This window comes from Streptomyces sp. NBC_00328 (assembly GCF_036139655.1).
Lineage (GTDB): Bacteria > Actinomycetota > Actinomycetes > Streptomycetales > Streptomycetaceae > Streptomyces.
This window is the reverse complement of sequence record NZ_CP108013.1, coordinates 9172901-9196906: the sequence shown is the minus strand read 5'-3', so window position 1 is coordinate 9196906 and position 24006 is coordinate 9172901. Positions and strand designations below refer to the sequence as shown.

Genomic DNA, 24006 nt, shown 5'->3' with positions numbered 1-24006 from the left:
GTCCGATCGGAGTGCTGGGGGTGCGGTGGCTGAGCCTGTCCGCGTGCGCAGGTTGACTGACCAGGAGGGGCAGAAGCTGCAGCAGATCGTGCGCCGGGGCAGCACCAGTTCGGTGCGCTTCCGACGCGCGATGATGCTGCTGGCGTCTGCCGGCGGGAACCGGGTCCCGGTAATCGCCCAACTGGTGCAGGCCGACGAGGACACCGTCCGGGATGTGATCCACCGGTTCAATGAGATCGGCCTGGCCTGCCTGGACCCTCGATGGGCGGGAGGCCGTCCCCGCCTTCTCAGTACTAACGACGAGGACTTCGTCGTCCAGACGGCCACCACCCGCCCGACCAAGCTTGGCCAGCCCTTCACCCGCTGGTCCATCCGCAAACTCGCCGCCTACCTGCGGAAATTCCATGGCAGGGTCATCCGCATCGGCCGCGAGGCCTTACGCCGCCTGCTGGCCCGCCGCGGCATCACCTTCCAGCGCACCAAGACGTGGAAGGAGTCCCCGGACCCCGCCCGTGAGGCGAAGCTGGACCGCATCGAGCATGTTCTGGAGCGCTTCCCGGACCGGGTCTTCGCGTTCGACGAGTTCGGCCCGCTCGGCATCCGCCCCACCGGCGGTGCGGGCTGGGCCCCCGCCAGTCACCCCGAGCGGCACCCGGCGACCTACCATCGCACCCACGGCATCAGGTACTTCCACGGGTGCTACTCGATCGGCGACGACACGCTCTGGGGCATCAACCGCCGGAAGAAGGGTGCCGCGAACACGCTGGCCGCGCTCAGGTCGATCCGAGCCGCCCGCCCGGACGGCGCCCCCATCTACGTCATCCTGGACAACCTGTCTGCCCACAAGGGTGAGACGATCCGCCGCTGGGCGAAGAAGAACCGCGTCGAGCTGTGCTTCACGCCGACCTACGCGTCCTGGGCTAACCCGATCGAGGCGCACTTCGGGCCGCTGCGGCAGTTCACCATCGCGAACTCCGACCACCGCAACCACACCGTGCAGACCCGGGCCCTGCAGTCCTATCTGCGCTAGCGCAATATGAATGCCCGTCACCCCGACGTGCTGGCAGCCCAGCGCCGCGAGCGGGCCCGTATCCGAAGCGAGAAGGGCATCCGCTGGGGAGGCCGCCCACTCGCCGAAGCGGCCTGACCCACCGAGAAGAGAGCCTCCGATGGCAGTAGAGATCATCTACGAGACTCACGCCACCACCACCGACAACCAGGCGGGCATCGCTACCGGCTGGCTCCCGGGCCGGCTCTCGGAATTGGGCCGTCGCCAGGCCGGGGAACTGGGCGAGCGCCGACGCGGCGACGCGCTCGCGGCCGTGTTCACCTCCGACCTTCACCGCGCCGTGGAAACCGCCCGGATCGCGTTCCCCTGCGGCAAGCCCGCGATCCATCAGGACATCCGACTACGCGAGTGCAACTACGGCGACCTCAACGGAACATCCGCCATCCTCATCGCCGCCCAACGGGCCCGCTGGATCGACGAGCCCTTCCCAGGCGGACAGAGCTACCGCCAGGTCCTGGCGGCCACCGACGCATTCCTCCATGACCTGGCCACTGACTGGGACGGCTGCCGGATCCTGCTGATCGCCCACTCGGCCAACCGATGGGCTCTGGACTGTCTGCTCACCGGAGCATCGCTGGATGACCTGCTCGAAGCCCCACCTGCGTGGCGCCCGGGCTGGCGCTATACGCTTCCCGCCGACTGGCCTGCCCCAACCCGGTGAACCTTCTGAGTCACGGCACTAGTGAAGCTGTTCTGGAAGACGATCGAGGAGATCAACCCGGAGCAGGCAGACCTGCGGTTGGCCGAGGAGACCGTCCGGCAGTGGAAGGAACGGCTGAAGGTTCTTCCCAGCGGGGAACCCCGCATCGATGTCGAAGCCACGCTTCTCTCGGTCCGGGCTCTCTATCTTGACCTGCACACCTGGGCGGTCGCCGAACCAGAACGCTGGGGCATCCGGGCCGCTCCCAATCCCATCCGGGATGAGGATGTGCGCTGGTTCAACCAGCGCCGCAGGAAGATCCACGAGCGGATGGCCGGCCGCACCCGGGACCGCCAGCCGCTGCTGCCGATCCTCTCCCGGCATGTCAACGAACAGTGGCAGCGGCACAGTGCCTTGCTGGACACCGCTGCGGCGGCCGCTCCGGGCGGGGACTTCACCTTCGAGGGAACCGCATGGCTGCGCGTTTCCTCTGCCAGGGAGAAAAACCGAGGACGCCTGATCCGCGCGGTGAACCGCGCAACGGGTGAACTCGTGCGGGTGTCTGTACTGGAGAACCGGGCTTTTTGGCAGTGGGCCGCCGTGGAGACCCTGCGGCTGGCTGGCCTGCGTGCCGAGGAACTGGCAGAGCTGACTCACCTGAGTATCCGGCAGTACCAGCGGACCAGCGGGGAGGTAGTCGCGCTGCTGGTCATCAGCCCGTCCAAGAGCGACCGGGAACGTGTCATCCCTATGTCGGCGGAGCTGTTCCATGTCATCGCGCAGATCATCCGTCGGCACCGCGCCGCACACGGCACTGTCCCGGTCTGCCAGCGATACGACCGCCACGAGCGGATCTGGAGTGAGGACCTGCCCTACCTGTTTCAGACCGTCCAAGGTGGTACGCAGCGGGCTATGTCTTCCACGACGCTTGCCAAACTGGTCCGCCAGGCAGCCAACGAGCTCGTCCCGCAGCACCCGGAGTTCGCTCACATCAGGTTCTCGCCGCAGGACTTCCGAAGGCTCTTCGCCACCGAGCTGATGAATAACGGACTGCCCATCCACATCGGCGCGGCCCTGCTCGGGCACTTGAACGTCCAGACCACCCGCGGTTATGTCGCCGTCTTCGCGGAAGACGTCATCACCCAGTACCAGCAGTTCCTCGCCCGCCGCAGAGCCGAACGCCCCGCAGGGGAATATCGCGAACCCATCACCCGTGAGTGGAATGAGTTCCAGGACCACTTCGACAAGCGCCGGGTCGAACTGGGTTCCTGCGGCCGTCCTTACGGCACTCCGTGCGCTCATGAGCACGCCCCGTTGACTGAACGAAGCCTGGAGATTGCCCAGTTCAGTGGGCGGATGGAGTCATTGGGCACTACGTTCACCGGTCGTGATGAAGGATGCTCCCCGACGAGATTTGGCAGCCCTGGCGGTTCCCCAGTGGGGTCGGCTGATGGAGACCGGCAACCGGTACGAGCCGTACCGGTTGATCGATCCCGACGGAGCGGCCGTCGAGCCGGTCGCCGTCTACTTCCAGGAGTTGCTGGCGGCCGGGAAAGCGCCGTCAACGGTTCGCTCCTACGGGATGGATCTGTTGCGGTGGTGGCGGTTCCTGCAGGCCGTGGATGTTCCCTGGGATCGGGCAACCCGCCGGGAAGCCCGGGATTTCAGCTGCTGGATCCAGCAGACCGTCAAACCCAGGAAGGTCAAGGCCCAGGGGCCGCGGGCGGTAGGGGAAGCCGGTGCCGCGAACCCGGTGACCGGGAAGCCGTCGACCGGATCCGGGTACGCTCCGGCCACCGTCATGCACAGCGAGACGGTCCTGCGCCGGTTCTACGACGTGCACCGCGATGCGGGGAGCGGCCCGCTGCTCAACCCGTTCCCGCTGGATCTTGCCCGCCGCTCTGGACGGGCTCACGCGCACCACAATCCGATGGCTGGCTGGAAGCTTGAGCGCGTGGGCCGGTACCGGCCGAGCCTGCCGCGGCGAATCCCGCGTTCGATTCCGGAAGCATGGTTCAACAAACTGTTCGCGGCGCTGCCCTCCAACCGCGACCGGGCCTTGGTCGCCTTCTGGATCTCCACCGGGGTGCGGGCTTCGGAACTGATCGGCATGCGTCAGCGCGATGTCGACCCTGGCCAGCAGTTGATCAGCGTGGTGCGCAAGGGCTCGCGGGCGGTCCAGCAGGTGCCGGCATCTGCGGACGCTTTCGTATGGCTGCGCCTCTACCAGCAGGAGGTACAAGGCCAGGTTGTGCGAGGACGCACCCAGCCGGTGTGGTGGACACGCCGAGATCCGATCCGACCCCTGACCTACCACGGCGCCCACCGGATGTTCGAGCGTGTCAACGCCTCGCTCGGCGCCGACTGGACCCTTCATGACCTGCGGCACAGCGCGGCCGCCCGGATGGTGCGCGACCCGAAGCTGACGCTGTCCGACGTGCAGTGGGTGCTCGGACACGCTCACCTGTCCGCCACGGAGGTTTATCTGACGCCGCACAAGGACGAGGTCGTGGCCGGCGTGCTGGCGCATCACGCACGCCAGGCCCGCACGAGCATCCAGCCGGTGCCACCGCCGCCAGCACCAGGCTACGATCCGGCGTCGCTGGAGGTCTTGTTCGGGCGCTCGTCATGACGGCCGTCGCCAAGCACACGACGCGCAAGCCGTTGGAGATCACGAACCCGAGCGCGGAGCAGGCCCAGGCGCGCAACAGCCGACTGCGGGAGCAGTTCCCGGCCCGGACCGCGGAACGGTGGTGGCCCCAGACCGCGCAGTCGTCTGAGGAGACATTGCGACACCTGACGATGGCGCCGTTCCTTCCGGTGGCGAACGGCACCCGAGCGGGACGCCGCCGCGGGGTGATCAAGTTGCTGCGCTGGCTGTCGAGCCGGCCCGGGGATACCTGGCAGCAGCGCTGGATGGCCACGGGAGCCGAGGAGTTGTCCGGAGCCTCCTGGGTGGAGATCCCCAAGCGGTGGCTGAGCGAGCACGGGCCCTCACCGTCGCATGACCGGGAGGACCTGGCCTCTGGGCTGCTCATGCTGATCTGCGGAGACGTCATTCGTCCGGCTCTGCCGTGGATGCTCACCCGCTCGCACCGATATCTCGCTTCTGTGATGGCCGAGACCCGGGACCCGGATGGATTCGCGCGCCTGCGCCAGCTGGCCGCCGCCGGGCCGGCGAGCGCGCGCCAGGATGCGCAGACCGCCGCGACGCGGATCGCCATCCTGCTGGCCTGCAAGGGCGGGCGGATCGACGACATCACTGTCGGCGACTGCGTGGAGCTCATCGATACCCAGCGCCGGGTGCACGCCCGCGGCGGACAGAAGAAGGTCGACTTCTACCTGCGGCTGCGGGCTATGGGCATCTTCCCCGAGGACGCCCCGGCCACGATCCGCGCCTTCGGGCTCGCCCTGGGCCAGTCGAGCATCGAAGAGCTGGTGGACCGCTACCAGGTCCGCTGCCAACCGGTACGCGACGTGATCGTGGACTATCTGCGCGAACGCCAGCCGTCGCTGGACTCCACCAGCCTGGACGCGATCTCCCGTACGCTCGCGGGCCTGTTCTGGGCCCGCATCGAAGATCTGGCACCAGGAATCGACTCTCTGCGGCTACCCCCGGCGGTGGCTCGCGCCTGGAAAGACGACCTGAAGGTCAAAAGGCGCAACGTCGTCGGCCCCGACGGCAAGAGCATTGAAGTCACCAGCCCACGGCTCAACGCCAAAGACGAACTCATGCGCGTCCGAGCGTTCTACCTCGACATCGCGCAATGGGCGGCCGAGGAACCGGCCCGCTGGGGGCCATGGGCCGTGCCCTGCCCGATCAGCGACGACGAGATCCACAAGGCAAAGGAACGCAAGCGGCGCAAAGCCCGGATGGACCAGCGCACCCGCGAGCGGCTTCCCGTCCTCCCCATCTTGGTCAGCGCCACCGACCGGCGGCGCCGCGAAGCCGCCAGCCTGCTCCAGGCTGCGCGAGACACCGAGCCCGGGGAGCTGATCCCAGGCACGGACGGCGCCCTGCGCAGAACCATTGCCCCGAAGGCTGCGGGCCACCTCACCTGGGCCGAGGAGAGCTCCAGTGGGCGTCGGCGGAATCTTTCGTACGAGGAAGAGGAGGCGTTCTGGGCGTTCGCCGTGATCGAAGTCCTGCGTCTGACCGGTGTTCGCAACGAGGAGCTTCTGGAACTCACTCACCACAGCGTCACCCAGTACCGGCTCCCGTCCACCGGCGAGGTCGTCCCGCTGCTGCAGATCGCTCCGTCCAAGACCGACACCGAGCGACTTCTGCTGGTCAGCCCGGAACTCGCCGACGTTCTCAGCGCCATCATCAGTCGGCTGCGGGGCCCTAGCGGGATGGTTCCGCTGGTGGCCGCCTACGACGTCCGTGAGAAAGTTTGGAACCCGCCGATGCCACTGCTGTTCCAGCGTGGCGTCGGCTCCGAGCATCGCGCTTTCACACCGACCGCGATCCGCAAACTGCTGATCAATGCGCTGGCCGCGACCGGGCTGACCAACGCCGACGGTGAGGCACTGTTCTTCTCTCCCCACGACTTCCGGAGGATCTTCGTCACTGACGCCATCATGAACGGACTGCCCCCGCACATTGCCCAGGTCATCTGCGGTCACAAGAACATCGACACCACAATCGGATACAAGGCGGTCTACCCTGCCGAGACGATCGAGGCCCACCGAGCCTTCATCGCCCGCCGACGAGCCTCCCGCCCCGGGGAGGAGTACCGCATCCCGACAGAGGAGGAGTGGGACGCCTTCCTCTCCCACTTCGAGAAGCGGAAGGTGTCCATCGGTACATGCGCACGCGCCTTCGGATCCCCTTGCATCCATGAGCACGCTTGTGTCAGATGCTCGCTCCTCCGGCCTGATCCAGCCCAACGGTCACGGCTGACTGACATCCGTGACAACCTGATCGCCCGGATCGCTGAGGCAGAGCGGGAAGGATGGCTGGGCGAAGTCGAGGGCCTCCAGGTCAGCCTCACCGGCGCGCAAGGCAAGCTGGACCAGCTCGATGCCGAAGCAGCCCGCCGACCCTCCACAGTCGATCTCGGCATGCCGACCTTCGCCGACGTCGCCATCCGCACCACCACTACGTCGACGGACCAGCACCGTCCCTGGAATCCATGGTCGCCACGAAGCTGAACTGCCTACGCTCCAACCCATGCGAACTGTTTTCGTGTTTCCCGCAGGTGAGCGAGCTGCGACCGTCGCCTTGCTCGATCGGCATCTGCCCGGGCAGCGCGATCCGTGGACTCTGGACGGCAACCTCTACATCGACATCGACGATGAGCAGATCGGCTACCTCTTCTCCGATTGGGATCCTGAGGATGTGGCGATCCTCGAAGCGGCCGTCGGACATCACCCCACTTGGGCGGTGCAGATCGACATCTCCGGGCGGATCGACGGCACCGCAGAGGTTCACCGAATGATCGCGCTGCTGCTTGAGCATGGAGGCGTGGCAACGGACGACTACACCCCCCACCCTTGGACCCTGCCGGAAATCCTGTCTGGAGCGGTGATCGACGGCCTGCGGTTCTTCGACTTCCGCGGCTACCACGAGCTCAACCGCGAGCACGGGCGCTCCTGACTCTGTCCGCTGCTCCCTCCTGCGCCCCGACCCCGCCCAGCGCGGCCGCCTGGTGGAGATCCGCGACAACCTCCTCGACCGGATCGCCGAAGCCGAGAAAGAGGGCTGGCTCGGCAAAATCGAGGGCCTGCGCGTCAGCCTCGCCAGCGCCGAATCCAGAATCGACCAGATCGACTCCGCGCCCGGCAGCGTGGCAATCAACCTCGGCATGTCGCGCAAGGCCCCGGCTCACCCCGCCCAGAAGGAGGGAGCAGCGTCGCTGAGACAATCGCGGGATGATCAGCAATGAGATCCGGTTCGATTGCCAGCACCGGGACGACAGGGGTCTGCTCGTGGTCGTCCCTCACATCGACGGAGCACCACTCACCGAGCTGATCGATGAATACGAGATCGCGGCCGGGATGCAGCCTGCAGGTGATGCCTACGGTGGTCTGATTCCGGAGTCCTTCCGGTTCGGCCCGATGCAGGACCACTTCCTCGGACTGTCCACTAGCGCGATGGGGCCGAAGACCCCCGTCCTCGGTTGTGAATGCGGTGAGTGGGGGTGCTGGCCGCTCATGGCCCGCATCACCGCGACAGCGGATCTCGTAACCTGGGACGCCTTCGAGCAACCCCACCGCAAGACCCGCGACTACGTGGCATTCGGTCCGTTCCAGTTCGACCGCCACCAATACGATGGCGCCTTGCAGGCCCTGAGCGCGGTGATCGACTCCGCCGCCGACGACACGAGCGCATGAACACTGCCGTCAGTCCGTCTTGCCGCACATGGAGTCCAGGGGCGGAGGCCAGCGGCGGGGGACTCGTCCTCACCCGTCGGCGACGGGCAGGTTGTGCCACCAGTGACCGCATCCGCCGGAGCAGAAGCGTTCGCGGCGCCGTTCGTCTGCGACCGCGAGGACCTCGACCAGTAGCCGGAACGCCTTGCGTCGTTCGTCGACAGGGGTGAGGCTGGCGATCTTCCCCAGTTGCTGGTCGATCGGGCCGCAGGTGATCAAGACCGCCGGGGTGTGCGTCGGGCGCAGCCCGGCACGTCGGATGCTCTCCGGTCCGTCTTCGGTGACGGCGCGCGCCTGCACGCAGTGGTGGCGCAGGAACAGGAGTATCTCGGCCTGCTCCTCCGGGCTGTGGGTGTCGAACCACTCGATGCCCTGTGACATCGGGCGCAGTCCTTGGGCGAGTTCGTTGAGGATGATGTCCCGCTCGGTCATGATCAGCTCCCGCAGGCCAACGAGGCGAAGACCTCAGCGGTCTCGTCGACGAAAGCGCACAGTTGCTGCACGGCCTGCCGACAGTCATGCGGGTCGAGAGCCGCCACGGCCCGGACTTCGAGCCATCGGTCCCAGGGACCGGCCGGGGCAAGGAACCGTGTCGTGTACTCGGAGCCGAGAATCTCATCGAGGTACAGAAGCGTCCCAAGGACGGCTGCCTGGTCGTAGTCGAGATCGGGACGCGACAAGTAGTGATCAAGGTATGCGCTGAGCAGTTCGGCATCCGCTGCAGTACCGAACTTCGCAAGGGCGACGCAGTATGCCGCGCCCGCATACGGCCCCTCGCTGGCCAGCAGGAGCCGACCTATGAGCTCGCGGAACTCGGACCTGTGGGCCACAGCAACCAGCCAGGCGGCAGTCTTGCGCTCGCGCCATCCACCCTCGAAGAGGACGCCGAGCTCCGCCGGAGTGATTTCGTACGCAGCCTGAGCCAGATCCCGCACAAACGCGGAGCGCTCAACCGGGCTCAACCGGAAAACGCTCCCGCCCAACCGAAGGTATCGCCGATCAGGCGTGACGAACCGCCGAACCAGATCCTGCAACTCGGGATCGCTCTGGACATCACGCATAGCCGCATCCTGGCCCGGGACGGTACTCATGTGCCACAGGTTTGCCGACTGCCTCAACGGACCGTAGTTACTGGTTCAGAGAAGCCTGCATCCGCTGCCCCATGTTGAGCATCAACCCGAAAATGGTCCCCCGCCTCGACGAACTGGAGGAAGACCTGATTGCACGCCGCCAACGGGCTGTCCAGGAGGACTGGCGAGGCGAGATCGAAGGGCTCGACCTCACGCTCGCTTTTCTACGGGGCAAGCGCGAGCAGGCCCGCCGTATCGCGCGAAGCGGCCCGGTCTCCCTCGGCCTTCCCGTAGTTCCTCACCAGAAGCCTCAGGTCGCACCAGGGTGATCAGCGCCAAGCTGAACTGGTTTTCACGTCTGGTACAGGAGGGCCGGCATCGAGCATGACTGGCTCCAAAATTGCCGGCTATCGGCAGGGGTTGGCGGTGTCAGCGGACTCGCCCGGTGAGACGAGTCCTGTCTCGTAGGCGAGGACGACGGCCTGGGCCCGGTCGCGCAGGGTCAGCTTGGCGAAGATCCGGGCCACGTGGGTCTTCACGGTCGCCTCGCTGAGCGTCAGTTCCCGCGCCAGTTCGGAATTGGAAAGACCCCGGCCCATGAGCGTCAGCACCTCGCGCTCGCGCGGCGTCAGCGCGGCCAGGTCTCGGTGGACGGCCGGGGTTGCGAGACCTGAACCGGTTCTGGGGGCGCTGGGGGCGAAGCGCTCCACCAGGCGGCGGGTGATCGAGGGTGCGAGCAGGGCGTCACCGGTGTCGACCAGGCGTACGGCGGCGGCCAGATGCGCGGGGGTGACGTCCTTGAGCAGGAATCCGCTGGCTCCGGCGGCGAGGGCGGCGTAGACGTAGTGGTCGAGGTCGAAGGTGGTCAGCATGATCACCCGGCAGTCCGGGGCCTGTGCGAGTATCCGGCGGGCGGCTTCCAGGCCGTCCATGGCGGGCATCCGGATGTCCATCAGTACGACGTCGGGCCGCAGCCTCCGTACGGCGGCCACGGCTTCGGCTCCGTCGCCAGCTTCGCCCACCACGTCGATGCCGCGGGCGGTCAGGATCAGGCGGAAGCCGGTGCGGACCAGCTCCTGGTCGTCGGCGATCACGACGCGAGGGGCGGATTCGGTGTGCGTCGTCATGGCCGGTCCAGCGGGATCCGGGCACGGACGCGGTAGCCGCCGCCGAGGCGGCGGCGGGCGTCCAGGTCGCCGCCGTAGAGGGCGACCCGCTCCCGCAGGCCGAGCAGCCCGCGTCCCGTTCCGTCCGCCTGGCCCGGGACCGGCTCTCTTCGCGCGGGCCGGCTGCCCGACAGGATGCTCGGTCCGCTGTTCAGCACCTCGACTCGCAGGTAGTGGTCCGCGTATCGCACCGTCACCTCGGCTTTCGCTCCGTCCCCGTGTTTGAGGGCATTGGTCAGGGCCTCCTGGATGATCCGGTAGGCGGTGACATCGATCCCGGTCGGCAGCGGGCGCGGCTCACCCGAGATGCGCATCTCCACGGGCAGGCCGGCAAAGGCAATCCGGTCGATCAGCGGGCTGAGCCGGCTCAAGCTCGGCTGCGGTGACAGGTCCACACCGTAGGGCTCGTTGTCGCCATTCTGCGCGGGTGCGAGCAGGCCGAGCAGGTGCCGCAGCTCGGTCATCGTGTTCCGCCCGGCGCTCTCGACGGCGCTCATCGCCGCCGCAGCCTCGTCCGGCATCGTGGCCAGCACCTCGCGGGCGGCCCCGGCCTGGACCACCATGAGGCTCACGTTGTGACTGACGATGTCGTGGAGCTCGGCGGCGATCCTGGCCCGCTCGGCGTCAACCGCGGTCCGCGCCGCGCTCTCGCGCTCCCGCTCCAGCAGCCAGCCACGCTCCTCGATGGCCGCCTGGTACAGCCGCCGCGCCCGGACCACCGCCACGCACAGACACCCAGCGGCGCCAACTGCCGCCGCCAGGGCGATGACCAGCCACATCGTCCCGGATCCCCACACCGGACCATCTTCGCAGCTGCACGACACGCCCCGCATCAGCCCCCGGATGCAGCTCCGTACATCCCCGGGATGACCTGCCCGGACGGATACATCCGGGGAGTGACGCCCCCTCCGCAGACTCCGTCTTAAGTTCGAGCCATGACAACTGATCACGGCAGTGCCCGGCAAATGGTGGTGCGGCTGGACGGCGTGCACAAGGAGTACGGCGATGCGAAGGCCCTAGACGGCCTGTCGCTGGAGATCAGGGCGGGCGACGCGGTCGCCGTCATGGGCCCCTCCGGCTGCGGCAAGTCCACCTTGCTCAACATGGTGGCCGGCCTGGACCGACCGACCTCGGGCACAGTCGAGGTGCAGGGTCACGACCTCGGGAAACTGAACGAGACCGGCTTGGCGCTGTTCCGGCGGCGGAACGTCGGCATGATCTTCCAGTTCTTCAACCTCATCGACGATCTGCCCGCCCTGGACAATGTGGCGCTGGCCGCGCAGCTGACCGGCACCCCGGCCCGACAGGCGCGCCGCCGTGCCCTGGAGCTCCTGGACGAACTCGGTGTCGCCGAACGCCGGAACAACTATCCGGCGACGCTCAGCGGAGGCGAGCGCCAACGCGTCGCCGTCGCACGGGCGTTGATGAACCGCCCGGCCCTGCTGCTTGCCGACGAGCCGACCGGCGCCCTCGACAGCCGGTCCGGCGAGCAGGTGATGGATCTGCTGATCGACCTCAACCAGATCGGCCAGACCCTGTTGATCGTCACCCACGACCCGCAACTGGCCACCCTCTGCGCCAGCCGGCTGATCGAAGTCGCCGACGGCCGGGTCGCCCGCGAGAGCACGCTGGAGGCGACCGCGTGAGCGCCGTATGGAGAGCCTCGCGCGCGGCCGTGAAGCGCCGCCGACTCCAGACCTTCGTCATCGGGCTCGTCGTGCTCTGCTCCACCACGACCGTCCTGCTCGCGCTGGCGCTGCTGAGCGCCGCCTCGGGCCCGTTCGACAAGGCCTACGCCGCACAGCGCGGTGCTCATACGGTGGCGGCCTTCGACACCACGAAGGTCTCGCAGGAGCAGTTGGCGCGGACCGCCCGGCAGCCCGGGGTGGAGGCCGCGGCCGGGCCGTTCGGGCAGGCCGTCGTCGACATCCCCAAGGACTGGCTCTGGATGGCGGGCGGCACCCTCACGGTGGTGGGCCGGGCCGATCCGGCGGGCCCCGTGGACCGGATCGAACTCCTTGAGGGCCACTGGGCCACCGCACCCGGCGAGATCGTCGTCAACTGGTCCGTCCAGGGCTCCCCCGGCCCCGAGCTGCTCGGCACCAAGCTGGAGACCCCCGGCGGAGCGACGCTGACCGTCGTTGGATTCGCCGCCAGCATGAGCAAGTCGGGGAGCGCCTGGGTCTCGCCCGAGCAGATGGCCGCACTGCACCCGACCTCCGCCCAGATGCTCTACCGCTTCACGGACTCCTCGACGGAGGACCGGCTGAGCGCCTCGCTGGCACGGGCCACCACGGGACTGCCCAAGGAATCGCTGACCGGCGCACAGACCTACCTCACCCTCAAGCAGGCCTTCTCCGCGCTGGCCGACTCCTACCTCCCGTTCATCACACTCTTCGGCATCCTCGGCCTGCTCGTCTCCACCCTGATCGTCGGCAACGTGGTCAGCGGGGCAGTCGTCTCCGGGTACCGGCACATCGGGGTGCTCAAGGCCCTGGGCTTCACCCCCAACCAGGTCGTCGCCGTCTACCTGACGATGCTCTTTGTACCGGCGGTTGTGGGCTGCGTGCTGGGCACTCTGGCCGGCAACGCGCTGGCCGGGCCGATCCTGAAGGTCGCGTTCACCGGCATCGACGTGGGACGGGCCTCGGTCGGCGGCATCAGCCCGTGGTTGTCCGTGGCCTGCCTCGTGGGCATGCCCGCCCTCGTCCTGCTGGCCGCGCTGGTTCCCGCCCTGCGAGCCCACCGGCTGCCCGCCGCGGAGGCGATCAGCGCGGGCGGCGCGCCGCGGACCGGGCGCGGGCTGCGCGTCCAGCGGATGCTCGGCGCCACCCGGCTGCCGCGCCCGGTCAGTCTGGGCCTCGGCCAGCCGTTCGCCCGCCCCGGCCGCACCCTGCTGACCATGGCGGCCATCGTCCTCGGGGTCACCACGGTGACCCTGTCGACCGGACTGACCAGCACCATGGTGGCGTACGGCAATGTCGGGCGGGAGGACGGAGGCGCCAGGATCCACGTGACGACCGGGGGGTCGGGTAACGACCGGACCCCGCACCGGCTCAGTGACCCGCAGATCGAGAAACGTCTGCGGTCCCTGCCGGGTGCGGAGGGGGTACGGGCCCGCGCGCTGTTCCAGGTGAACATGACCGGGCAGACCCAGCCCGTCTTCGCCGACTTCTACCGCGGCGACGATTCCTTGTACGAGCACACCATCGTCAAGGGCCGCGCGCCGGCTGCGGCGGGCGAGATCGTGGCCGGGCCGGCGTTCCTGACCCAGCGCGGGCTGAAGCTCGGTGACCGGGTCACGCTGGAGCTGAACGGCAGGAAGATCACCGCGACCGTCGTGGGTCAGCTCATGGAGGGCAACGCCCGGGCCCTGGAGGCTGCTTGGGATAGTTTCGCCCAACTCACACCGGACGCCCACGCCACCGAGTACACGGTGCGGCTCGCCCCCGGCGCCGACGCGCGCGCCTACGCCGAGGCGGTCGCGGCGCTCGACCCAGGCCTGCACGCGTCGGTGATGGGCTCCGGCAACGCCGGCACCGCCACCGTCATCACCTTCGCGACGGTATTCACGGTGCTGCTGACGCTCGTCGCGTCGCTCGGTGTCTTCAACACCGTTCTCCTGAACACCCGTGAGCGGCGCCGGGATCTGGGCATGCTCAAGTCGATCGGGATGACCCCCCGGCAGGTGGTGGTGATGACGGTGACCTCGGTCGCCGGGCTGGGCGCGGTCGGCGGGCTGCTCGGCATCCCGCTCGGGATCGTGGCGCACCGCCTCGTCGTGGACCATGTCGGGGTGGTCGACTTCCCCGCGTACATGAAGGACGTGTGGCACGCGCCGCAGCTGACTGCGATGCTCCTGGCGGGTGTGGCGATCGCAGTCCTCGGCGCCCTGGTCCCGGCCCGGTCTGCGGCCCGGATGACCATCGCCTCGGTGCTGCACACCGAGTAGATCACCTGTCGGCATGGTGCAGAGAAGGTCCAACACGGTTCCGCCGGCGGCCGGAACGTCCCAGGCCCGCTCAGTCACCAGCGCGCCGATCGCCGCACCCAGCCCCATAGGCTCGAGCCCGTCACGCCGGACCACCGACATCGTCCGCAGCTTCGGCTTTGACGTACGGGTGCTGCCGCCGTTTCTGCATGCCGCCTCCAGCGCGGCCCGCAGCGCCACCCGAGCCAAGTCGACGCCCGACACCTCGACACCGCTCACGACCGCTCCCAGGTGTGTGCCGAGGTTCAGGTGCCCCAGGCGGGACAGGCGCTGCACGTCCGCGACGAAGGCCCTGGTGAACAGCCGCTGTGCCGACGTCTCGCTGTCTCGGTCGATGTGGGCGAACACGACCTGGTAGTCACGGACGGCGCGGGTGCACCAGTCCAGGACCTGCTCGGGGGTCAGGTCCTCGAGGACCAGCTCCTGGCGAACGTCCTCACCCTCCGGCTCCGGCGTGGGTGCAGCGGGCACCGCACGCGGGGCGGGCAGCACGACCGGGGCCATCAGCGAGGTCGGGACGTCGGCGGCCGGCTGCGCGGCGGCGGCTTCAGCGCGGGCCTTGGCAGCAGCCTGCTGCGAGCTACCCCCGCGGGCGCGGGGACGACACGACCGCGAGCGCACGGAGCGGGTAGTCCTCGGAGCTACCCCTGCGAACGCGGGGACGGCGGAATCGGCTCACATTTCAAGCGTCGCCGACACCTACGTGCGCGGGGAGCAGCTTGGTTGATCTGTCTGCCCTGCGCTTCGGTGGGTGAGGGTGTCTCGCAACTGGGGGCTGTCGGGAATACTGAGTGGGAGCCTCGGCTGGAGATGGCCGCGCACCGTCACTTGGTTTGGCAGACCGGCTGTGAGGCTGTCCGCGGCTTTTTTCTACGGGCTGCCTTTTGATTCGTAAGTCCAGACGTTGCCTACGTTGCGTCCGCCCCGGCGCATTACGGTGCCGAGGACGGCTGTGAGATCGTCCTCGACCTCGGCAAGGAGCTCTGTGCCGAAGACGCACAGGGACTCCTCCCATGGGTGCCAGAAAGTACCCATGCGCAGGTCGCGGGTGAGGAGCATGTAGTAGTCGCCTTCCCAGCACGCGGTGCCCGGCCAGGTCGGCTGCCCCGGCGCGCCGACGCGTGCGGGGTCGAAACGGTATCCCTTATGCCACCAGTCGACCGAGTAGAGCTGCTCGCCGGGGCGGACGTGGACGCGCAGGCCCCGCTCGACGATGTCCTGGAGGCGTGCCACCCGATGGTCGTCCGGGAGGTCTCGCCTCAGGCGGTAGGTGTGACGAGTGTCGGTGACGTCCCCGACATGCCAGGTGACGGAGTCGGGCGGCTCCTCAATGGCCGGGTAGTAGGTGTGACTGGGCTTGAAAGCGAAGCGGGCCTTGAATTCGTCGCACAGCGCATCGTGATCCCGATCGTCGAACAGCATGGATACCGGGCGGGAGTCAGCGGGTGGCGTGCCGTTCGGCGACCATACGTAGACGCGTACCGTCGAGACTGCTCGGAAGCCGGCCGCGAGAAGGGCGTCCAAGACCGGCCCTGTCGGTGCCTCGGCCGTGAGATAGCGGCGGTCCGGTGCCGGACCGGGGCCGAGGTGGAGGCTGCGGCTGTTGCGGGCCCAGCGGACCCAGTGGTGTACGAACTCCGCGTGGGGGCCGGTCAAACCGCGAACGGCCGCGAACTCTGTCGCCCCGACGGCCTCTGCCCAGCCTGCGCCGACGATCCTGGTCTCTGCCTCCAGGAGCTGGACGTTCAGGCCCCAGTTCAGCAAGTTCCCGTGGTCCTCGCGGATGTCCGCCAGGCCGCGCGTGTACGGACCGCAGGCCTCGACCAGATGGTCCAGCTCCCGAAGTCGGCGGTAGCCGTAGTCGAGCCTGCGCACACGCATGCCCTTCGCCGGTGCCACCTCACCCGCCAGATCGTCGAGCTCGGCCATGAGTAGCGTGCGCGTCGGTCCGACGGCCGTGAAACCGGCGGTGCGCAGCGGTCCGTCCACCTGGATCGGGTCGTGGTTGTATGTCCGCCACTCGGCGGGCTCGCACCGGGCGGCGAAAGCCTCTTGCTGCCGACGGATCAGCCCGGTGACTTCAGCCGGGTCGGTCCCGGCGGTCAAGGGAGGGTGTCGAATGGTGCCGTGCGTGCCGTAGTGAGTCCGAATCACCGGTCCGTCCCGCTCGACCACGGCTCCTATCGGAGCCCGCTCCGGGACATGCCCTCGCACCTGCTCGTCATACGCTGCCAGCAGCGAGCCCACCCCATTCATCAAGTCCCTGGCCTGGCGGACACCTGTCCTCGGGCATGGCGATTATCTGGACCGTCGTCAACGCCGGCCACTCATTAACGGTCACGCTGTGGCGTGAGGCACGCCGCGCCTACAAGGGCGTCGTCCCCGCGCCTGTGGGGGTAGTTCAGACAAGAACCATGGCGGCCGCGGCGATCTTCTCACCCGCCGCCCGGTTCCCGAGGTAGTCCTGGGCCTCGTTCAGCACACTCCCGCCCGGGACCAGATCAGGAACCGGCGATGCGCGGTCGACTTCGGTGAGCAGCGCATCGACCAGGCCGTGGCAGTGCTTTTCTCGTCAGTCATGCCGCCGAGGCGAGCATGTCGCCGCGGCTTGCGGCGGTCTCGTCGGAAAAGGTGCGGGTGACGAAGTGGCCGGACCCACTCCATCGTGGTCACCATCGACGGTAACGACCCAGCCGACGGTGGGCTGATGGGAGGACGCGGTCGCCCGGTGGACGGTGCCGCCGACGATCCGTCCAGCGAAGCTGCGGAGTCGGAGTCAGGCCAACTGACTCGCCTGGGCCAGGCCCGATCAGCCCTAGCAGGCCGGCGTGGACACTCCTGGCCGGAAAGCTGCACGTCAGACGGCCTGGCGTGGGCAGCCGTCGAGAGGCCCGAGCAGGTCCGGAGCGATAGTCCATCGACAAGATCGTCTGTCAGCCCTCCCAGGAAGACTTCCTGGTTGCCGGCTCGCCGTTCCCACCGGATCCGCAGGCGTCGGAAGCCGTGCGACCGGTCGGGAGTATGGGAGGCGCTCGATGCGTCAGACCGCGCTCACAGCAGTCGGGCGCGCGCAGCCTCACATCCGGGATCTCAGCACGTCGACCTCACAGCCCGGCGCGAACGGGTCGAAGCCGTGCTCGGTCAGCCAGCGAACCACCAGCAGGCTGCGCAACGACCACCACGCCTGGATCACGTCGAGGTCGACGTCGGTGCCATAGCCGGCGACGACGTCGTCGAGGTGCTCCTCGTGTCCGAGCGTGAAGGTGGCGAGGTCGTACAGGGCGTCACCCTGGCCCGCCTCGGACCAGTCGATGATGCCGGTGACCTCGTCGCCGTCGACGAAGACGTGCGCGATCTGCAGGTCGCCGTGCGTGAACGCCGGAGTCCACGGCCGCAGCGCGGCCTCGGCGACCTGACGGTTGCGGGTGACCAGGCCGGCCGGCAGGACGCCGTTCGTCACGAGCGACTCGCACTCGTCGTCGAGTTCCGCCGCCAGCGCGCCGACGCTCCGGCCGGCCCGGCCCGGCAGGGGCGGCAGGGGCGCGTCGTGCAGCTTCCGGATGGCGGCACCCGCCGCGGCCCACGCCTTCGGCGACCCGGTCGACGGCCCGCCGAGGCGCCCGAGCGTCGCCCCCGGGAGTGCGGCGAGCGCGAGTACGGGCGGCTTGCGCCACAGGACCTTTGGGGTCGGGACCGGCGCGAGGGCCATCGCCTCGACCTCGACGTCGATGCGCGCCTGATCGGCGTCCACCTTCAGGAACACGTCGCCGACGCGCAGAGTCGCGCGCTCGGAATGGGCGACGACGACTTCGACCTCATCCATGGGCGACCAGTATCCCGGGGCTGATCGCCGACGTCGCCGGGTTTGTCGCGTGCGATGACGCTCGTGATCATTGGGGGGCAGGGCTGGGACGGAGCGATGTCTGGCGCGTTCGCCGAACGGCCCGGTACTGACGTGCCAGCACGCCCAGCAGCGCCGGTACGGAAGGGCGCGCGCCGCCGTCGGCGAGTTCGCCGCCCTTCCGGCTGAGCGCGACCAACCGGAGTTCCTGCACCTGCAGCAGGGCGGTGACGAAGGGGCGTGTCCCCGGTGGCACCAAGCTCACCAGTTGTCCGCTTGCCGACAGACGTGGGCGAGCCAATTCGATCTGTTCCTGGACCAGTTGGCCCAGTCGCGCGCGGACGGCGTCCGTGGGGCCCCGCAGAGCCGCGACGGACAGACCGTGTCGTTCCAGATCCTCGCCCGGGATGCCGACCTGCCCCTGTGCCGCGTCCTCGGCGAGGTCGTCGAGGAAGTCGATGCGCTGCATCGCCTCGATCAGGTCACGGCAGCGCCGCACGAACACCTCGTCCTCCGTGGCGTCCCCACGCTCCAAGAGGCAGACCAGGAGCATGAAGGCGGGTAGTGCGTACCCGTCGACGTAGGACTGCAGTTCGTCCTCGGTGTCGAAGCCCGTGTACTCGACCTCGTGCCGTGCCCCGCGCAGGAAGGCTTCGACGTACTGCCGCAGCTCAGGGCGTCGCGTGGCCGCGTCCCCGAGTGCCCTGAGCGTCGCATCGGTGGTGGTCGCGCCGTCGAGTACCGCACGTGTGGCGGACGTCCACGACTCCAGCGCCGTGCCGCGCGCTTCGCGTGTGCCCGTATCGATGCGCTCGTCCGTCTCGTGCATGAAGGCGACCGCGGCGATGACCGGTGGGTGCAGGCGTATCGGAAGCAGGAGGCGGACGGTCAGGTACTCCGCGGTTCTGAATCGCCTGACGAACGTGCGCTGTTGACGGTACGCGATCCGTAGGTCCGGCTCGGTGATGCCGGTCTCGCGCAGTGTGCGGGCCCACGTGGGCATGTCGCATTCCCTACTCTGTCTCTGACTTCCGGGTCGGAAGTGTCCTGGTGAAGATGACGAGTTCGCCCACGGAGGACGTGGGTGGCCGTTCGTCAGCCGGTCGGCGGAGGCGAACTCTGGTGCAGCCGGGCCGCCTTGGTCGTGAGGTAGCGCTGCTCGGGGATGCTGGTGGTGAGAGCGGCCGCCAGGCGGTAGTGGCGCAGGGCCGGTGTCGGCTCTCCCGCCATCTCCAGCAGGTGGCCCCGTACCGCGTGCGTCCGGTGGTGGCTGGCGAGGGGGCCTCGGCCGTCGGCGTCGAGTCGGTCGAGCAGCGCCAGGGCGGCGGCCGGACCGTCGACCATCGCGAGGGCCACCGCGCGGTTGAGGGTGACCAACGGGCTGCCCGTCACGTGTTCGAGCAACTCGTACAGGCCGTGGATCTGCGGCCAGTCGGTGTCCTGAGCGCGAACGGCGGCGTCGTGCACGGCCGCGACGGCGGCCTGCAACCGGTACGCGCCGGGCCGCCCTCTCTTCGCGAACGTGCCGATGACCAGCGCGGAACCCTCCTGGATCAGGCGGCGGTTCCACAGCGTGCGGTCCTGCTCGGCCAAGGGGACCAGCTCGCCGTGCGGGCCGGTGCGCGCCGGGCGGCGGGCCTCGGTCAGCAGCATCAGGGCCAGCAGCCCGGCCACCTCACCCTCGTCCGGCAGGATCCGGTGCACCTGCCGGGCCAGCCGGACGGCCTCGCCGGACAGGTCGGCACGGTGCAGGACCGAGCCGCCCGAGGCGGTGTAACCCTCGTTGAACAGCAGGTACAGCACGTGCAGTACGGAGCCGAGCCGCGCGGGCCAGTCCGGCGCACCCGGTACGGGCACCCCGAACGGCACCGAGGACGCCTTCAGGCGCTGCTTGGCCCGGCTGATGCGCTGCGCCATCGTCGCCTCGGGGACCAGGTAGGCGGCCGCGATCTGGGCGGTCGTCAGCCCGCCGACGGCCCGCAGGGTCAGGGCGATCGCCGAGGCGGGCGTGAGCGTGGGATGACAGCTCATGAACAGCACCGCGAGAGTGTCGTCGTCGGCCGGGCCCGCAGCGGGAGCCTGCTCCCTCGCGACACGTTCCTCGCGTCGCCGTCGTGCCGTCTCGCCGCGCATCTGGTCGGTGTAGCGGCGCGTGGCGGTCCGCAGCAGCCAGCCGCGCGGGTTGCCCGGCACCCCATGGGCGGGCCAATGCCGGGCCGCGGCGATCAGTGCTTCCTGGACGGCGTCCTCACACGTGTCGAAGTCCCCCAGGCGTTGCGCGAGCGTGCCGAGAACCTGCGGCGCCAGCTCGCGCAGCAGGTCCTCGACTATCGGGCCGTCCGTCACAGGTCGAACGCGATGTCGTTCATGACCTGGCGCACCTCGACCGGCTGCCGCGTCGGAACCCCGCCGGGTCCGGGCACCGCCGAAATCCTGGCGGCTATCTCCAAAGCCCGGGCCTCGGACTCCACGTCGATGACATTGAAGCCGGCCAGAACCTCCTTGGACTCCGGGAACGGCCCATCGGTCACCACCGGCGCCGAAGCTCCGTCCGAGCGCACGATCCTGGCGAGACGCGGGTCGGCGAGCCCGGTGAACTGCACCATCTCACCGCTCGCGACCAGTTCCTTGGTCAACGCCTCGTAGTAGTCGAAGTGTGCCGTGACATCGTCCGGAGCCCACTCGTCCATGGGCTGCTCGAACTCTCCACCGTCGTGGTTGACCAACAACAGGAACTTCGGCACATGAACTCCTCGATCTTCGGCCCGCCCAGTCTGGCGCACTCCCCCTATGAACGGAGCCGCCCACGGGTTCTCTACATCGCCGGAAGAAGATCTTGGGAAGAATCCGGTTCCGCGTCGGGCCGAGCCGCGAACCCGCCGCGTCGCGGCCGCGGTCCGCCGGTCCGCGGGCGTTGTCCGACGGTCCGAGGGCGCGGTCCGTCCCGTACAATTTGGGTCCGAACGATCAACGGAGCGTGCCTGTGCCCGGCCATCGGTCCATCACTGAAGCGGAGAAGCTGGCAGCCGCGAAACTGGGCGGTATTCCGATACACCGCGAGCAGATGGCGGTGGTCGCCAACATCTACCGTGCCGCCTCGGCGGTCCGGCAGCACCTGGAGAACTCGGTGCTGCGCGACGCGGATCTGACCTGGACGTCCTTCGTCGTGCTCTGGGTGGTCTGGGTCTGGGGCGAGTCGGAGACCCGGCACGTCGCCGAGGAGGCCGGGATCTCCAAGGGCACGCTCACCGGTGTCTCACGGACCCTGGAGGGGCGGGGGCTGATGACACGCGCCGGTCATCCCTCCGACGGCCGGCTGAAGCTGCTCAGTCTGACCGACGAGGGCGAAGCGCTCATGGAGCGCCTGTTCCCGCGGTTCAACCAGGAGGAGGCGTTCGTCGCCTCGCGGCTCAGCGACGACGAGTGCCACACCGTCGCCGAAGGGCTGCGGCAGGTCGTGCGCCAGGTCGAGGAGGAGGGCGAGGAACGCCGTCTCACCCTCCTCGACGGTGCCGAACCGGCCCGCCGCCGCAGCGGCCGACGGGCGAAGGGCTGAGGGCCGGGGGGCCGAGGTCCAGGAGCCCCTCGCCCCCACAACCCCGCAACCCCCAGCAGGATCAGCGCCCCTCACCGGCCGCGCCGACCAGCGCGTCGAACAGTGCCTGCTGGACAGGATCCTCGTGCGCGGTGTCCTCCGGATGCCACTGCACCGCGGTGAACCACCCTTCGGCGTCCGGGAGTTCAAGTCCCTCCACGGTCCCGTCCGCGGCGCGTGCGGTGACCGTCAGACCTGAGCCGAGGCGCTCGACCCGCTGGTGGTGATAGCAGGACGCCTCCGTCTTCTGTGCGCCGGTGGCCCGCTCCAGCAGGGTTCCGCGCTCGATGGCCACCGGGTGCACGACGTGCCGGTGTTCGCGCTCGGGGCCGCCCATGTCCTGTTCCAGGGTGCCGCCGAGGGCCACGTTGACGACCTGGAGGCCGCGGCACACGGCCAGCAGGGGGATGCCCAAGTCCATTGTCCGGCGAGCGACTTCGAGGTCGAAGGTGTCCTGGAGGTCATCGACGTCGTAGACGCTGTCGTGGGTGTCGGCGGCTCCGTAGCGGTGGGGAGCAAGGTCGCCGCCGCCGGGGAGCAGAACCCCGTCGAAGCGGGCGAGGCGTGCGGTCACGTCCGTGACGGCGGGATCGGCCGGGTGGATGGTCACCGGTTCGCCGCCGGCCCGCCACAACGCCTCGATCAGGGCGCGGGCGTTGACCTCGGCGGCGTACCGCAGGGCTGAGGTCGTCGCGGAGAAACGGGCCGGAACGGCGATCAAGGGGCGTATCAACGAAGTCCTCCGAGGTTGCCCCAGCCTTCAGGCCGGGTTGGGGATACCTCCCGCTTGTGGGGGAGATTCGGGCTCCTGCGGAGCCGGGCAAGGGAAGTTGAATCGCCGACAGGGCGATTCAGTGTCCGTCGCGGCGGTGCGGTACTCGCCCTTGCCGCGATGGACCATCTCTGAGTTGGGTGACCGCCGACTGGCCCTCGCCTGAAACGTGAGTCAGGCAGCGGCTTCGACAGGCAGGGTGAACGTGATGCAGGCTTTTTTTACGATTCATCCCTCCCGGCACGGTGCCGCGCTGGCAGCATGACGACATGACGACGCCAGATGGTGCGGGAGATACCGTGCACGCCCGGTACACCTATCGCCTTCGCGTGTCGTCCACCGCGCTTGCCCGCCTGGATGCCGAGTGGGCGCGGTGCCGGTGGGTGTGGAACGAGTGCGTGGCCATGTCCCGCAAGGTCCACGGTCTGAACAGGAACGCCGCCGAGAGGGTGACCTGCGGTCCGGCACAGCTCGACAAGATGCTCACCCAGGCTCGTGGTGCGATGGCGTGGCTGCGCGAGGGCAGCTCGGTGCCGCAGCAGCAGATGATCCGGGACTTCGCCACGTCCCGTGCGAAGGCGCTGGGGGACATCAAGGCCCGGCTGCCGATGCGGCAGCGGGCCGGGATGCCCCGGATCAAGCGCAAGCGCGAGGTGTTGGTGTCGCTGAACTACACGCGGCGCGGCTTCCGGGTCAGGGACGGCCGTCTGTACCTGGCTGGCAACATCGCCCTGAGCGTGGTGTGGTCCCGCGACCTGCCCGCCTACCCGACGTCGGTGCGCGTGTACCAGGACAGCCTCGGCCACTGGTACGCCTCGTTCGTCGTGCAGGCCGGCATCGACCCGCTGCCCGCCACGGGACGCACGATCGGCATCGACTGGGGCGTGAAGGAGACCGCCACCACGACCAGCGACGCCCACGACCTCCCGCACCCGCAGCACGGCAGGACCTCCGCGGCGAAACTGGCCCGCTACCAGCGGCAGATGGCCCGCCGCCGGACGCCGAAGAACAGGCCCGACTCCGGCGGCTACCGCAAAGCCCGCAACGCGGCGGCGAAGGTCTCCAAGAAGATTGCCCGACAACGCCAGGACACCGGCCGCAAATGGGCCAAGGCCGTAGTCCGCGACCACGACACCCTGGCCGTCGAGGACTTCCGCCCGAAGTTCCTCGCTAAGTCCACCATGGCCCGCAAGGCTGCCGACGCCGCCATCGGTGCCACCAAGAACGCGCTGATCGAGATGGCCCGCAAGCACGGGCGCATCGTGCACCTGGTCAACCCCGCGCACACCACGATGGATTGCGCACAGTGCGGAGCGAGAGCCAAGCACGCACTGCCCCTTTCTGAACGAACGTATACGTGTACCGCGTGCGGAGCCGCGTCCCCCAGGGACAAGAACTCCGCTCGCGTGATGCTCGTCCGGGCTGGTCTCAACCCGGCTGGTGCTGATCTTGTAAGCCCCGCCACCTGCTAGGTGCCAGGCGAAGTG

The 24006-nt window shown here is 68.8% G+C and carries 21 protein-coding genes and 2 pseudogenes; 13 read left to right on the top strand and 10 right to left on the bottom strand.

From position 1 onward, the window contains the following. The first annotated feature begins 25 nt into the window (after window positions 1-25). The 8 genes and pseudogenes from OG485_RS40420 to OG485_RS40385 all read left to right on the top strand — a co-directional run bounded on the left by OG485_RS40420 (window position 26) and on the right by OG485_RS40385 (window position 8045). Window positions 26-1147, top strand: a pseudogene (locus tag OG485_RS40420) (IS630 family transposase). A gap of 22 nt (window positions 1148-1169) precedes the next feature. Next, window positions 1170-1730 carry a histidine phosphatase family protein gene (locus OG485_RS40415; RefSeq protein ID WP_328673779.1) on the top strand — a complete coding sequence of 187 codons (561 nt, stop codon included), beginning with the start codon at window positions 1170-1172 and terminating at the stop codon, window positions 1728-1730. A 309-nt stretch (window positions 1731-2039) separates the two neighbouring features. After that, a pseudogene (locus OG485_RS40410) lies at window positions 2040-2774 on the top strand (tyrosine-type recombinase/integrase); the annotation flags it as partial. Window positions 2775-3159: 385 nt separating this feature from the next. Next, window positions 3160-4341: a tyrosine-type recombinase/integrase gene (locus OG485_RS40405; RefSeq protein ID WP_328673777.1), complete on the top strand. Its 1182-nt coding sequence runs from the start codon at window positions 3160-3162 to the stop codon at window positions 4339-4341. Between the two features lie 188 nt (window positions 4342-4529). Next, complete coding sequence (locus tag OG485_RS40400; RefSeq protein ID WP_328673775.1) at window positions 4530-6863, top strand: site-specific integrase; 2334 nt, start codon at window positions 4530-4532, stop codon at window positions 6861-6863. A 19-nt stretch (window positions 6864-6882) separates the two neighbouring features. After that, window positions 6883-7308, top strand: coding sequence for a hypothetical protein (locus OG485_RS40395; RefSeq protein ID WP_328673773.1), 426 nt, complete (start codon window positions 6883-6885; stop codon window positions 7306-7308). Between the two features lie 52 nt (window positions 7309-7360). Further along, window positions 7361-7597, top strand: coding sequence for a hypothetical protein (locus OG485_RS40390; RefSeq protein WP_064751485.1), 237 nt, complete (start codon window positions 7361-7363; stop codon window positions 7595-7597). Further along, window positions 7584-8045 carry a hypothetical protein gene (locus tag OG485_RS40385; protein WP_328673767.1) on the top strand — a complete coding sequence of 154 codons (462 nt, stop codon included), beginning with the start codon at window positions 7584-7586 and terminating at the stop codon, window positions 8043-8045. Before OG485_RS40390 ends, OG485_RS40385 begins: the two co-directional genes overlap by 14 nt. A 69-nt stretch (window positions 8046-8114) precedes the next feature. Here OG485_RS40385 and OG485_RS40380 read toward each other — a convergent pair whose 3' ends face one another. Both OG485_RS40380 and OG485_RS40375 read right to left on the bottom strand, forming a co-directional pair. Then, a complete protein-coding gene (locus OG485_RS40380; RefSeq protein WP_328673766.1) occupies window positions 8115-8516 on the bottom strand; it encodes a DUF5958 family protein in 402 nt (133 codons plus the stop codon). A 2-nt stretch (window positions 8517-8518) separates the two neighbouring features. Next, on the bottom strand, window positions 8519-9145 hold the full coding sequence (locus tag OG485_RS40375; RefSeq protein WP_024887607.1) for a DUF6000 family protein: 627 nt from the start codon (window positions 9143-9145) through the stop codon (window positions 8519-8521). A gap of 101 nt (window positions 9146-9246) precedes the next feature. On the opposite strand from OG485_RS40375, the gene OG485_RS40370 reads away from it, so the two are divergent. Then, window positions 9247-9483: a recombinase gene (locus OG485_RS40370; protein ID WP_328673763.1), complete on the top strand. Its 237-nt coding sequence runs from the start codon at window positions 9247-9249 to the stop codon at window positions 9481-9483. Window positions 9484-9561: 78 nt separating this feature from the next. Here the strand turns inward: OG485_RS40370 and OG485_RS40365 are convergent, their stop codons facing one another. Both OG485_RS40365 and OG485_RS40360 read right to left on the bottom strand, forming a co-directional pair. Further along, on the bottom strand, window positions 9562-10281 hold the full coding sequence (locus OG485_RS40365; protein WP_326783549.1) for a response regulator transcription factor: 720 nt from the start codon (window positions 10279-10281) through the stop codon (window positions 9562-9564). Beyond that, window positions 10278-11099, bottom strand: a complete 822-nt coding sequence (locus tag OG485_RS40360; RefSeq protein ID WP_328673761.1) for a sensor histidine kinase — start codon at window positions 11097-11099, stop codon at window positions 10278-10280. Before OG485_RS40360 ends, OG485_RS40365 begins: the two co-directional genes overlap by 4 nt. 156 nt (window positions 11100-11255) lie before the next feature. On the opposite strand from OG485_RS40360, the gene OG485_RS40355 reads away from it, so the two are divergent. Both OG485_RS40355 and OG485_RS40350 read left to right on the top strand, forming a co-directional pair. Further along, a complete protein-coding gene (locus OG485_RS40355; RefSeq protein WP_328673759.1) occupies window positions 11256-11966 on the top strand; it encodes an ABC transporter ATP-binding protein in 711 nt (236 codons plus the stop codon). Further along, a complete protein-coding gene (locus OG485_RS40350) occupies window positions 11963-14272 on the top strand; it encodes an FtsX-like permease family protein (protein ID WP_328673757.1) in 2310 nt (769 codons plus the stop codon). The genes OG485_RS40355 and OG485_RS40350 overlap by 4 nt, the downstream gene beginning before the upstream one ends. A 909-nt stretch (window positions 14273-15181) precedes the next feature. On the opposite strand, the gene OG485_RS40345 is transcribed toward OG485_RS40350, so the two are convergent. The 5 genes from OG485_RS40345 to OG485_RS40325 all read right to left on the bottom strand — a co-directional run bounded on the left by OG485_RS40345 (window position 15182) and on the right by OG485_RS40325 (window position 20896). Beyond that, complete coding sequence (locus OG485_RS40345) at window positions 15182-16417, bottom strand: DUF2716 domain-containing protein (protein WP_328673756.1); 1236 nt, start codon at window positions 16415-16417, stop codon at window positions 15182-15184. A gap of 970 nt (window positions 16418-17387) precedes the next feature. Beyond that, the gene (locus OG485_RS40340) at window positions 17388-18134 is read right to left on the bottom strand and encodes a phosphotransferase family protein (RefSeq protein ID WP_328673754.1); all 747 of its coding nucleotides are present in this window, start codon (window positions 18132-18134) and stop codon (window positions 17388-17390) included. Between the two features lie 67 nt (window positions 18135-18201). After that, a complete protein-coding gene (locus tag OG485_RS40335; RefSeq protein ID WP_328673753.1) occupies window positions 18202-19155 on the bottom strand; it encodes a phytoene/squalene synthase family protein in 954 nt (317 codons plus the stop codon). A 92-nt stretch (window positions 19156-19247) separates the two neighbouring features. After that, complete coding sequence (locus OG485_RS40330) at window positions 19248-20498, bottom strand: RNA polymerase sigma factor (RefSeq protein WP_328673751.1); 1251 nt, start codon at window positions 20496-20498, stop codon at window positions 19248-19250. Further along, complete coding sequence (locus OG485_RS40325) at window positions 20495-20896, bottom strand: YciI family protein (protein ID WP_328673749.1); 402 nt, start codon at window positions 20894-20896, stop codon at window positions 20495-20497. Before OG485_RS40325 ends, OG485_RS40330 begins: the two co-directional genes overlap by 4 nt. 239 nt (window positions 20897-21135) lie before the next feature. Here OG485_RS40325 and OG485_RS40320 point away from each other — a divergent pair, with 239 nt between their 5' ends. Continuing rightward, window positions 21136-21708 (top strand): MarR family winged helix-turn-helix transcriptional regulator, encoded by a 573-nt coding sequence (locus tag OG485_RS40320; protein WP_328673746.1) that lies wholly within the window; start codon window positions 21136-21138, stop codon window positions 21706-21708. Between the two features lie 61 nt (window positions 21709-21769). Here the strand turns inward: OG485_RS40320 and OG485_RS40315 are convergent, their stop codons facing one another. Then, on the bottom strand, window positions 21770-22480 hold the full coding sequence (locus tag OG485_RS40315) for a gamma-glutamyl-gamma-aminobutyrate hydrolase family protein (RefSeq protein WP_328673744.1): 711 nt from the start codon (window positions 22478-22480) through the stop codon (window positions 21770-21772). 308 nt (window positions 22481-22788) lie between these two features. Here OG485_RS40315 and OG485_RS40310 point away from each other — a divergent pair, with 308 nt between their 5' ends. Beyond that, window positions 22789-23991: an RNA-guided endonuclease InsQ/TnpB family protein gene (locus OG485_RS40310; protein ID WP_328673742.1), complete on the top strand. Its 1203-nt coding sequence runs from the start codon at window positions 22789-22791 to the stop codon at window positions 23989-23991. Window positions 23992-24006: the final 15 nt, after the last annotated feature.